The organism is Arenibacter troitsensis (genome assembly GCF_900177645.1).
GTDB lineage: Bacteria > Bacteroidota > Bacteroidia > Flavobacteriales > Flavobacteriaceae > Arenibacter > Arenibacter troitsensis.
This window is the reverse complement of record NZ_FXAO01000002.1, coordinates 90,735-103,394: the sequence shown is the minus strand read 5'-3', so window position 1 is coordinate 103,394 and position 12,660 is coordinate 90,735. Positions and strand designations below refer to the sequence as shown.

Here is a 12,660-nt window from a genome sequence, read left to right as displayed (position 1 = left end):
AAATATTTCTGGGTTAAATATAACTTCCGCAAAATTATTCAAATCAGTCGTGGATCCAACTGATTAATATCATGAACCGATCGGTTTTATTTCACTAAATTTCGGTGTAACCTTTAAAAAAATGTAATCGAATTTTACCTTGATTGAGATAATGATTATTCTATTCAAGCAGTACTTATTAATACAGTTCTATTAAATTTCGGTACCAGTTCACTATTGGTCAACAAAAAAAATATTGATATGAAAAATATTTTGATACCCACGGATTTTTCGGATAATGCCTATAAGGCCATTTTCTATGCCGTTCGTTTGCTTAGAGATGAAAATTGTACCTTTCATTTGTTACACACCTATACTCCAGCTATTTATCAGTCCGAGTATCTATTGCACAGTCCGGGGCAATTGGGGTTAGGGGATATTTACCGCACAGATTCCGAAACAAAATTGGAAGAACTAAAACAAAAGGTAATTTCACAGTTCAATAACCCTCAGCATATTTTTAAAACCTATAGTGCCTTCAGTGTTCTGATGGATGCCATTGATGAACTCGTAGAAAGTAAAAAAATAGATCTCATAATTATGGGGACCCAAGGAGCCACGGGGGCAAAGGAAATATTTTTGGGCAGTAGTACGGTGCATACCATAAAAAGGGCAAAATGCCCTGTATTGGCCATCCCTTTTGATTTTAATATTGAGATGCCCATAAAAATCCTATTTCCAACCGACTATGAAATAGAGTACAATTTTGCATTGATAAAGCAGGTATTGTTTATAGCTAAGGCGCATAAATCAACATTGGATATTATGCACGTACGTTCCGGTTACGAACTCAGTGAAGAACAGAAAAAGAACAAAAACAAATTGGATCATTTATTGGCGGAAACTAAACATAAGTTTCATGAATTACCGGATCAGGGAATCATTGAGGCTATCAATAGTATTCAAGTAGAACTGAATCATCAAATGTTGGTTATGGTAAAGAACAAGCACAGTTTTTTGGAGAATCTTTTTTTAAAACCGGTAATAAATCAAATTGGTTTTCATTCAAATATACCTTTTATGGTTTTACCTTATCAATTGTTGGGATAGCCATGTTATAATCTACAGATAAGCATTTATATTTCCCTTTACTGATGAAACCGTTTAATTTTGAATAAATATATCTATTGACATTAAACTTTCCGTTTAGTATTTCCAATTTTACAACAAAAAGGAGCGTTAACGTTAAATGTGGTGACAACCATAGTTTGAGCAACTAGTTTTATAATAACTTTTTATAACTTTTGACGTAAGTTTTTTAGTGAAAATCCTACTTTTGTTTTCTAACAAGAATAATAGAAGGTTTTTATTATGGCAGATAAAGTAGAGCGTTTAAAAACGTTGATTATTGGTTCGGGACCTGCAGGTTATACTGCAGCTATATATGCATCTAGGGCAGATTTAAAGCCTGTACTATATACTGGAATGGAACCTGGTGGACAATTGACCACTACAACAGAGGTGGATAACTTCCCTGGATATCCAGAAGGAGTTGATGGGCCAACAATGATGGTTCAATTACAAAAACAGGCTGAACGATTTGGTACCGAGGTACGTATTGGTATGATTACGGCCGTAAATTTTAGTGATGAAGTAGGTGGGATACACAAGGTTACCGTAGACGACAGCAAGATTATAGAAGCGGAAACCGTAATTATTTCAACTGGAGCTACTGCTAAATATCTAGGTATCCCAAGCGAACAAAAGCTTCGTGGAGGTGGAGTATCGGCATGTGCAGTATGTGATGGCTTCTTTTATAAAGGACAGGAGGTTGCAATTGTAGGGGCAGGTGACACTGCAGCTGAGGAAGCTTCTTATTTGGCCAATATTTGTAAAAAAGTTACTATGTTGGTGAGAAGGGACGAAATGCGTGCTTCAAAGGCCATGCAACATAGGGTAAATAGCTTGGACAATATTGAAATTCGTTACAATACGGAAGTAGATACGGTTTTGGGCGATCAGGTAGTGGAAGGTTTACGAATGGTGAACAATGTTACCGGAGAAAAAGAGGACATTGCCATTACAGGATTGTTCATTGCCATTGGTCATAAACCCAATACCGATATTTTTAAGGGACAACTGGAAATGGATGAGACAGGGTATATAATTACCCATGGTAAAACTACCAAAACTAGTAAGCCTGGGGTTTTTGCGAGTGGGGATGTCCAGGATAAGGAATATAGACAGGCGGTTACGGCTGCCGGAACTGGCTGTATGGCAGCATTGGATGCGGAGCGATATTTGGCAACCATTGAAAGCCATCAAGAAGTTTCGTCTTAAACGGCATTTTACTAGTAATGCCCAAAATGTATAATACATGAATTAAGGGCAGTTGGAAACGATCTGTACGAGGAACCTATGTTCCGGGTACAGATCGTTTTTTTTAGTCATGGAGTGTAAATTTGTTATATCCCACTGGAAAGTCGAACTTGAATCTTATTCTAGTTTAGACGTTTGTAGTTTTCAGAATTAATTCGGTTCCCATCCGCATCAATAAAGATTTGGCTGTATTTGTCCCCCTCCAATTTTAGCTCCATATGCCATTCCATGTTTTCATTGGCAACTTTCCTCATGGAAGCGGACATATATTCCAATTTTTCTGTCAAGGTACTGTCCGTAGCTTTATAAGAGCCATAACCAAACCATTCAATGGAATCTGTGGGTACATATCGGGTCCACATTACCTTTCCATTATAAAACATTTTAATCTGACGGTAACCATCTGTTGGAGGTATGGTTTTTACAACATCGTTGCCATCGTAATTGTTAAAGCTTACCAATTCCCAAGTACCTTCCAAGGTGTTGGGGTTTTGAATTTTAGAAGATGTATTTTCGGTCGCGGATACCAAAAACAACATTAATAAAACTATTCCAAGTATTTTTTTCATGGCGATTTCATTTATGAGTTTAGATACTTATAAGTTACGACTTTTTTAGAATATTAACATATGAAACTGGGAATATGTTAAAATAACCTTGTCAAAAAGAATTAAATAATAGCAGTTTATAGCCTGTATTTTGTGATAAAAACTTTGACAACTAGCGCTATTATTGTATAAATCACATTTCGCCCCCTCAATGTTTGATTTTTATGATTTTTTTATGATTTTTAACTTAGATTAATAAAAACAAACTAATATGATACAAAAACTATTGTTGTTGTGCACCTTCATGCTAACTTGGCATGGCTTTGCGCAAAATGTTACCGGTAACGTTAAAGATGAAAGTGGCATGCCACTTCCTGGGGTTACTGTTTTAATTGTTGGGTCCAATACGGGAGCCACTACCGATTTTGATGGTAATTTTGCAATCGCGGCCAAGCAGGGCGACATTGTACGATTTTCGTATTTGGGAATGAAATCGCAGGATGTTACGATTACATCAAATACGGAATTAAGTATTGTTCTTTCGGAAGATGCAAGTGCGTTGGATGAGGTTGTGGTCACAGCCTTTGGTGTTGAGAAGAAACAAAAATCCCTAGGATATTCTGTTACCCAAGTTAATACTGAAGACCTTAATTTAGCTGGGCAATCAAATCCCATGGAAAGTTTGCAAGGTAGAGTTGCGGGGGTTCAAATCAATAGAACTTCTGGATCCTCAGGTGGTGGAGTGGATATTTTGATAAGGGGTATTACTTCCGTTAACCCCAGTAGGAGCAATCAACCTTTAATAGTTGTTGATGGGATTGCATTGAACAACGATACCTTTTCCGGTGAAGTAAGGCCAAGTGCAGGGTCTAATTCGGCAAGTAGTTCCGAACAGTTTGCGTTTTCCAACAGAGCCGGGGATATCAACCCTGAGGACATTGAAAGTTTCAACGTACTTAAGGGAGCCGCTGCAACGGCTTTATACGGCGTAAGGGCCTCCAATGGAGCTATTATAATTACTACCAAAAAAGGTAAAAAAGGGAAGGCTAAAATTAATTTAACGGCCTCAACAACCTTTAGGGACATACAAACAACACCATCCTTACAAACTACCTATAGGGAAGGGTTTAGTGGGGCACCTAGGACACTTTACGATCCGGACTCGGAAACTGGCTTTAATAGGGTTCAAAATGCTACCTCTTTTTATAGCTGGGGACCTAGATATACCGATGATTCCTATACCTTGTCCAACGGTACGGTGGTTGATTTAACAGGTGATCGTTTTTACAGTCCATACGACATTTTTAGGACCGGATTCAATTCCCAAGTAAACGTAAGTATTAGTGGAGCCAATGAAAAATTGGATTATTTCTTTTCCATGGGAAAAGACCAAGAAGATGGCGTTCTGCCAAACACGGATTACGCGAAGAATAATTTTAGGTTAAAAGCAGGTTATAAGATTTCTGATCAATTGACATTGAATTCTTCTATTGCCTATACTAAATCTGGCGGGCGTAGGGCCAATGGAGGGGATAAATCCGTTATGAGTGCTCTTTCCTATTACTCAGGGACCTTTCCAATAAATGATTATATGAATGCTGATGGCACCGAAAGGGATTATTCTTTTGGGATAATTGATAACCCCAGGTATTTGATGGAAACAAGTAGCCTCATTGATGATGTAAATAGATGGATAGGTAATGCCACCCTGAATTGGAGTCCCAAGGAATGGGTTAATGTTACTTACGCAGCCCAAATAGATAATTATTCTGATCAAAGAAATCGATATGTTGGCCCAGATTTGGATGGCGGCTCCCAGGTTGGTGGATTTGTGCTAAATCAGAATATCAATTTTACTGGTCTAGAATCCAATCTTTTGGTTGCATTCACCAAGGATTGGTCGGATGATTTTACTACAGATCTTACATTGGGACATCAGATTTCCGACACCAAAAGGGATTATGACGAGGCTAGGGGAGAAGGCCTAAACGTTCCTGGAATTAACGAAATTGGAAACACCATTAATTATTTTCTGAACAATAGTGTAACACAACTGCGAAACGTTGGTGCCTTTGGAGAATTAAAATTGGGTTATAAAGACAAGTTGTTCTTGACCCTAACCGGTAGAAATGACTGGCTGTCCACCTTGCCCAAAGAAAATAGATCATTCTTTTATCCATCGGCTAGTTTGGCTTATGATGTTTCCGATGTATTCGGAGATAATGACGTATTTACTTTTGGTAAACTTAGGGCTTCCTGGGCTGAGGTAGGTAAAGGACCCGGTTTTGGGGATGTTGGCCAGTATTTTGTTGTGGATGGCGATTTCCCATTCGGTGGTGCTGGTGGATATAGAAGAAGTACTTTATTGGGAGATTTGGATATAGTTCCGGAACGCAATCAATCCACAGAATTTGGTGCAGATCTTAGATTTATGAAAGATAGGATCAGATTGGATTATGCCTATTACAAAACACGCGTTAAGGATCAAATATTTACCGTGGGTACGGCATACTCTTCCGGGCTTTCAGGAATTACCAGGAATGCAGGGGATTACGAAGTTTTTGGACATGAATTATTGGTTAGTGCAGACATTATAAGAAGCAATGATTTTAGATGGGAGTTGATTCTTAACTGGTCTACCAGTGAAGGAAAAGTATTGGAAATCCCTGATGATATTGAGTCCATTATTTTTGCAGATTCTGGTTTTGCCGGAATTACTTCGGAAATTAGGGCTGGTGATAAAATGGGGAATCTGTACGGATATAAATGGAGGTACGAGGATGGTGAACGCTATTTGGACGAGAACGGCTATCCAGAAATTGTATTGGATGAAAGGGTAAAAGTAGGTAATGCCTTTCCTGACTTCATCTCTTCCTTGGGTAGTAATTTCAAATGGAAGGGTATAGGATTCAATTTCTTGTTGGAATATAAGAAAGGTGGCGATCTTTATGATTCAGGTCTTAGAAATTCCATTAGAAATGGTAATCCTTTGAGTACATTGGTCAGAGATGAGGAAGTGGTTTTGGAAGGGGTAATGGACAATGGAAGTGGGGGGTTTACCACTAACACTACACCCGCTTTGATAGATGAGAATTATTACAGAAATTCAAATGTATATAATAGGGCAGCAGAAGTATTGGTGCAGGATGCATCATGGGTTAAATTGCGCAATGTTAGTTTATCTTATGATATGGATAACAAATTTACCCGGGACCTTAAAATGGAAAAGTTGAGCCTTTCTGTAAGTGCATCCAATATTCTTGTATGGACCCCATTCGATGGTTATGACCCAGAAGGAAACCAGTATAGTGCTGGTAGCAATGTTTACGGTTTTACAGGACTTAGTGTACCGTTGAGCCAAAGCTACTCTTTTGGTCTAAATATTTCATTCTAAATATGATAAACATGAAAAACAATATTATAAAAACAGGAATTTTATCACTTCTATTAGTTGCGCAAATTTCGTGTAGTGATGATTATTTTGATGTAAATACTCCTTCCAACACAGCAACTTTGGAGGAGCTGAGAATGCAAGATTTAATGGCACCGGTAATTCATAGCACTATGGAAGGCCAGCGATCTGCCGAATTGGCTTTTGGTAATTATGTACAGAATTTTGTATCTACTGGGGGCGGAGCTGCCGGACAAACAGAGGCAAGTGGTCTGTGGAGTCAGATATATCTTTATATTTTGCCCAATCTTAAGGCTGTAAAAGAGAAGGCTGCGGAAGCCAATGCCACTCATATTGGTGCTATATCGGATATTCTTGTTGCCATAAATCTTGGAATTGCGACGGATACTTGGGATAATATACCTTATTCAGATGCAACGGATGGCCCAGATAACAATTTTCCAACTTTTGATACCCAGGAATTAATTTACAGTGAAATCTTTACACTTTTAAATTCGGCTATCACAGCATTGGAAGGTCCAGACAACTCTGGCTTCAATTTGGGAAGTTCTGACCTTATCTATGGGGGAGATTCCGATCAATGGTTAAGAGCGGCCTATACTATAAAAGCAAGATATCAGTTGCATTTGGTAAACAAAGGTACTGTTACTGCAAATGATGTTTTAGCGTCCATTGCCAATGGTTTTACTTCAAATGACGATAACTTTGAGATGTATTACAATGAGAAAAATATCAACCCTTGGTATTCTGCAGAAATTTTGGCAAGAGCTACTGGTAACCTTAGTAATGACATAGCTAGTCAGCTGGTGAGTTCTATGAATGGGGATTATTATCCGTTTGAAAGTGGTGCACTTACCATAGATCCAAGGCTGCCCTTGTTTGCTGAAAATGGGGACGAGACGGAATGGAAAGGTTTTGTAAGTGGAGGTGCCGGTATAGCTCCGGACGGTAGTGATGCCAATACCCGTTTTAAGACCGATGGATATTATACCAGTGTAGATTCTCCTTTATTGTTGATCAGTTATGCCGAAGCTAAATTTATAGAGGCAGAGGCTGCTTTTTTGGCCAACGGAGGAAACACCATAAGTACTGGGTCTAGTGCAGAGGCGTATACCGCTTATTTGGAAGGGATTCAGGCTAGTATGGATATGTATGATGTGGATGGTTCTGATTATTTGGCCGATGGGGCCATAGCTGTTGGTGAAGCAGGGCTAATGTTACATCATATTATGAAGGAAAAATATATCAATAACTTTTTGAATCCAGAGACTTTTGTGGATTATAGAAGATATGATTTTTCCGATGATGTCTTCACAGGTTTACAAATAAGATTGGAGGATGCTAGTGATGACAGTGAGTTTGCTGGACAATGGTTTAGGAGGGCCATTTATCCTTCAACCGAGTTGAGTAGAAATGAGGCCAATGTTTTGGCAAATCAACAATCCCCGGTTACCCCAGTGTGGTGGGATAATTAATGGTATGTAAATGTTAATAAGAGCGGCCATCCACAACGGATGGCCGTTTCGTTTTACTAATAGGAATTAATAATATTGCATAGTAAAAGGATATCCTCCCTGTTGTGATGGGCACTTATAACAATTCTGCTCATTAGAGGGGAATCCTCATCGGGATAACGAAAGCTCGTCACTAAAACATTTTGCCGTTCTAGATAATCTACAAGCTTTTCATCAGTAAAGCTATAGGCAGGATGGGCCTCCATATATTTAAATCTATTCAAAGTTTTGATATTGGACTTGAATAACTCCATATTCTTAATTAGTAAATCCCTTTTTTCAGAAAAGAGGGTCTTGCCATCAATTAAACAGGCCATTGCTGCAGGTGAGGCCGGACTTGCCCCTCCAAAGAAAGGAGTGTCGGTAAACTGCTCAATTCTCCTTTTAGTTCCAAAAATGGACCCCGCTTGAATCCCAAACCCTTTTCCCAATGAACAGCAAACAATAAGTTCTTTAGGATTTAATTCTATCAACCTTCTAAAAGTACCACCACCATCTTCACCTACAATGCCAATTCCATGTGAATCATCTACCACTAGGATAATCTTTTCCAATGGTAATGTTCTTAATCCCTCAAAATCCGGATAATTGGCCCCTGAAAAATCAATGGCATCCAAAAAAACCACTGGAGTTGTTGTTGGATTAGTTTCCATATGTGCCCTAATAGCTATGTTCAAAGCAGTGAAAGTAATGTATGGTTTCAGCTTTGTTGATGAAGTAGGGGAATAAAGTGCAGAATGGGTATTGGGGGCATAGAACAGTCTATGTTCTTTGGTATCCATAGTTTGCCTCACCAATTGTCCAGCCAAATAACCGGAGGACAATATGGCGCTAGACTCACACCCCACCAATTGGGATAGGAACTGTTCTGCTTTTTCAAAAATGGTAATCCTTATATTCGATTTTCTGGAGGCTCCGTAATTGGTTCCGTATTTCCTGATATTGGAAATAAAAATTTCCTGAAAAGTTTCGTCCGTTTGCAGCCCCAGATAGGAAGTACCGCCAAAATATAAAAATTTCCTGTGCTCAAACTCCAGTTCCCTCCCTGGGAACCCATCGGTATAAATAGTCATCAACGCAAACTTATTCCGCTTCCACCAGAGGTAGGGAAGATTACCTTGCCATTATCCTCAATAATCACCCCGTCGGCAATATCTTCCTTTAACAACATGGCACCGTCCATATCCACATAATCCAATTGTGGAATTAGTTGGGCAATGGCCGATATACCAACAGTGGATTCGGTCATACAGCCCACCATTACTTGTAGATTTAATTCCTTGGCCCTTTTGATCATTCTCCGTGCTGGGGTGAGGCCGCCACATTTTGTCAATTTTATGTTGATTCCGTTAAAGTGAAGCGCGCATTTCTCAACATCGCTTTCCACTATACAGCTTTCATCCGCAATTACAGGAAGAACGCTTTGGTGCATTACGGCTTCCATTCCTGTCCAATCATCCGCTTTAAGGGGTTGTTCCAAAAACTCAACTCCCAAATCCTTTAATAAGGGGGCGTTGGCAATGGTTTCCTCTGCCGTCCATGCACAATTGGCATCTACTCTGAAAATAGCATCGGTATGTTTGCGAAGTTCCCTTACTATCTCCACATCTTTATCGGTGCCTAGCTTAATTTTATATATGGGCCAAGGCATCTCTTTCATCTTATCCACCATTTTTTCAATGGAATCCAAACCAATAGTATAGTTGGTTATGGGATAACTACTGTTGTCCGTATTCCATATTTCATACAATGGTTTGCCCAGAATTTTTCCGTACAAATCGTTGGCGGCAAGATCTAGTGCGCAGATAGCGAAATTGCTCAATTTCTTGGAAACCAAAAACGCATGGAAGGCCTCCGGATCCTTAAAGTTAAAACCCTCTATTTCTTCCCTGACATTTTCAATCTCCGCCTTCATGGTTTCAAAAGTTATTTTATAGTAGGGGTTGGATGTTGCTTCACCGTAGCCCGTTTTACCATCCAGTTCCAGTGAAACGATCATAGAATCTTGAAAATCATGGGATTCCCTGGAAATACTGAAAGTGTGCTTTAGCGGAAGTACATATTTTTTGATCTTTATTTTCATAACATAATTTATTGAACGAATATAAAGAAAGATGATGTATTGGAAAATGAAAACCCATTGAAATCTCAATGGGTTTTGAATATTTTAGATCAATGAAATCTTAAATAATAAAGGGTCTGACATTTATAATGCGCTGACACTTCCGGAGCTCGATTTTTTTTGCTCTACTTTTGCACTTCCGGTATAGCGGATATCTCCGCCACTACTGGCCTTGGCAATTAAGGATTCGGATGCGTTTACCCTAATACCGGCACCACTACTGGCATTGGCGCTACATTTTTCGGAACTCAAATTTTCGGCCTTTATTCCAGAGCCACTACTGGCACTGCTATTGAGTGTTTCTGTTTCTCCAGCCACCCTAATTTGGGCACCGCTGCTGGATTCCGCTATTACATGGTAAGCCTTGAGCGCCTCAATTTGAAGATTGGAACCACTACTGGAGTTTAATTCAATGTTCTCGGCCTCTATAGTGTTTTTAGTAGCCAGGGCGGCACCACTGGAAGTTTCCAAGGCTGTAATTACAGGTAGGGTTACATGGATATTCTTGGTAGCCCTACCAATATTTTCAATGGCATGGATCCGTAAGGTTCCATTTTTGATATCGGTTCCAATTAGGTCTATGATATTTTCATCGGCCTCCACTATAATTTCGAAATCATCGCCTTGGGTAACGTAGGCGTCCAAGCCTTCGGATACTGAAATAGCGGTAAAATCCGAAGTCACCCTTCGGTTGTCTTCTTCCACAATTCCATTTCCTTTCTTGCCAGGTCCGATGTTGATATCAAAACCGCATGAAGAAAATAGGATTGCCAAGATTAGTGTGATGGTAATTCTTGCTAGTGTTGTCATGATTGTTGTTTTTGAGTCTTGTAATGATCTCTCGGGGGACAGAGTATTTCAAGGATTGATTAATGTTACTGTTTAATGGTTTGTTTAAAATTATCAATTAGGTTGCTTTGGCCATAATATCGTTTACCGAGTTGTTAAAAGAGCCTACTGAACGGTATCCTCTTTTAAATAGGTGCGATTGGTTTCGTTGGTTTTTATCTGTACCCCCTTGTCGTCTATCTTAAGTTTAAAATTATCACCGTTGCCCTTTATGTCAATATCCACCCCATCCTCATTAATTATAATTTTACCATTCTTGTCGTCGTCGACTTCTTCAATTTCAGGACAGTTTTCACATTTCATTTCACCGCCCTTATCCATAATCCAAGAAAATTGACTTATTTCACAACCGTCCATATTCCGGTCATTATTGGCTCTGATTATCCAACAGTTTTCTGGAGAACTCCCGAATTCTACTTTGGTCCCCATAGGGAGGTAGAGATATACCCTTACATCTTGATCTCTAAATTTATTTTCCCTACCGGTTGATAAATAGTCATCCAATAGAATAGTGTTGCCTTGCACCAAGTAACTGTAGTTGATCTTGCCTGCTGTCTCTGTTGCATTTTTAAAGGAATTCCCATTGGCGTTTTTCCTCACTTCGATTCGGGCTATGGAATCGTGGGACATTTTTAAGTACAAACGAAAATCCCGTGAAATAAGAATTTCTTCCCCATTTTCGGTATAATCCAATACAATCCCATTAATTCGCATATTGTTTTCCTGTTTGTCCCTGTCAGTTGATCGTAAATTTATTTTAACCGGTTCCGAAGGTTTTGCAAAAACCAATTCCTTTTCAATGGCCACATTACCAGAGTAGGCATGGGCAGCGGCTTGGTGTATGCCAAAAACGGTCAATAATATTATAGAGATCAGCCACAAACCCAGCAGCGTAAATTTTACAACATTGCCGATGGATTTTAAATTGTTCACCAAAATCTTTAGACCTAGGTACATTAGAAAGAAAAAGGGAATTCCAATGGCGAAAAATGCCAGAATTGAAACCACCCATACCGGAGTATTGGTGGAATTGACAAGATTATAAAAATCCACTCCAGGTAAGTGAATTATATCCAATATACCTACCGTAAAAAGGCCTACCAATAGGGCTACTATTCCTGCAGCCCCTATAATTATAAGGATTATTCCTATGAATTTGCCAATAATCTTAAAAAAGAACATAATAATATCGGCAATGGCATTGAAGAAACCGCGGCTACCGTCCTTTACCTTATTTCCAACTTTTTCATAGTCCACATTTTTGACCTTTTCCGCTACATCGTCAAAACTTTCCTTTACTTTTTTTTCAATATTGCTAATGTTAACGGCCTCACCGCGCATATCCAGCTTCTGGGCCGTAGTTACGGCCTCCGGAATTAAAATCCATAAGAGGATATAAATGAATACAAATCCTCCCCAACTAAATATGGTCAGAAGAATCCAAATAAGTCTAACCCAAAGGGCATCTATTCCAAAATAATGTCCCAGACCTGCAGAAACACCCCCAATATATTTATTGTCTATGTCCCTGTATAATTTTCTAACCCTACGCGGTTTTTTTTGTGTCTGTGGTTGATCTTCAAAAATATCCTCGTCTACCATGTAATCTTCGGGTTGTCCCATGATCCCTATAACCTCGTCCACTTCCTTCTCTGTAATTACCTGTCTTTCATTTTCCATTTTTTCATGGAACAGTTCGGCTATTCTGGCCTCAATATCGGCTATGATCTCTTCGCTACCACTGGTATTCGCAAAGGAACGTTTTATGGCCTCTAAATAACGTTGTAGTTTATTGTAGGCTTGTTCATCTATGTGAAAGAATAAATTGGCCAGATTTATATTTATTGTCTTGTTCAT

Annotated in this window: 9 protein-coding genes; 4 read left to right on the top strand and 5 right to left on the bottom strand. The window is 39.1% G+C overall.

Annotated elements, in window-relative coordinates:
• The first annotated feature begins 240 nt into the window (after window positions 1–240).
• Both B9Y87_RS05110 and trxB read left to right on the top strand, forming a co-directional pair.
• On the top strand, window positions 241–1,089 hold the full coding sequence (locus B9Y87_RS05110; protein WP_085496860.1) for a universal stress protein: 849 nt from the start codon (window positions 241–243) through the stop codon (window positions 1,087–1,089).
• Window positions 1,090–1,350: 261 nt separating this feature from the next.
• Window positions 1,351–2,319, top strand: a complete 969-nt coding sequence (gene trxB, locus B9Y87_RS05105) for a thioredoxin-disulfide reductase (protein WP_085496858.1) — start codon at window positions 1,351–1,353, stop codon at window positions 2,317–2,319.
• A gap of 161 nt (window positions 2,320–2,480) precedes the next feature.
• On the opposite strand, the gene B9Y87_RS05100 is transcribed toward trxB, so the two are convergent.
• Entirely contained in the window at window positions 2,481–2,927 is a 447-nt protein-coding gene (locus B9Y87_RS05100) for a hypothetical protein (protein WP_085496857.1), read from the bottom strand.
• A 250-nt stretch (window positions 2,928–3,177) separates the two neighbouring features.
• Between B9Y87_RS05100 and B9Y87_RS05095 the strand changes: the two genes are divergently transcribed.
• Together B9Y87_RS05095 and B9Y87_RS05090 are read left to right on the top strand one after the other, a co-directional pair.
• Window positions 3,178–6,300: a SusC/RagA family TonB-linked outer membrane protein gene (locus tag B9Y87_RS05095; protein ID WP_085496855.1), complete on the top strand. Its 3,123-nt coding sequence runs from the start codon at window positions 3,178–3,180 to the stop codon at window positions 6,298–6,300.
• An 11-nt stretch (window positions 6,301–6,311) separates the two neighbouring features.
• Window positions 6,312–7,793, top strand: coding sequence for a SusD/RagB family nutrient-binding outer membrane lipoprotein (locus B9Y87_RS05090; RefSeq protein ID WP_085497525.1), 1,482 nt, complete (start codon window positions 6,312–6,314; stop codon window positions 7,791–7,793).
• A 56-nt stretch (window positions 7,794–7,849) separates the two neighbouring features.
• Here B9Y87_RS05090 and B9Y87_RS05085 read toward each other — a convergent pair whose 3' ends face one another.
• The 4 genes from B9Y87_RS05085 to B9Y87_RS05070 all read right to left on the bottom strand — a co-directional run bounded on the left by B9Y87_RS05085 (window position 7,850) and on the right by B9Y87_RS05070 (window position 12,660).
• The gene (locus B9Y87_RS05085) at window positions 7,850–8,905 is read right to left on the bottom strand and encodes an 8-amino-7-oxononanoate synthase (protein ID WP_085496854.1); all 1,056 of its coding nucleotides are present in this window, start codon (window positions 8,903–8,905) and stop codon (window positions 7,850–7,852) included.
• Window positions 8,905–9,915, bottom strand: a complete 1,011-nt coding sequence (locus B9Y87_RS05080) for a dipeptide epimerase (RefSeq protein WP_085496852.1) — start codon at window positions 9,913–9,915, stop codon at window positions 8,905–8,907. Before B9Y87_RS05080 ends, B9Y87_RS05085 begins: the two co-directional genes overlap by 1 nt.
• Window positions 9,916–10,038: 123 nt before the next feature.
• The gene (locus tag B9Y87_RS05075) at window positions 10,039–10,764 is read right to left on the bottom strand and encodes a head GIN domain-containing protein (RefSeq protein ID WP_085496849.1); all 726 of its coding nucleotides are present in this window, start codon (window positions 10,762–10,764) and stop codon (window positions 10,039–10,041) included.
• A 144-nt stretch (window positions 10,765–10,908) separates the two neighbouring features.
• Window positions 10,909–12,660, bottom strand: a complete 1,752-nt coding sequence (locus B9Y87_RS05070; RefSeq protein ID WP_085496847.1) for a PspC domain-containing protein — start codon at window positions 12,658–12,660, stop codon at window positions 10,909–10,911.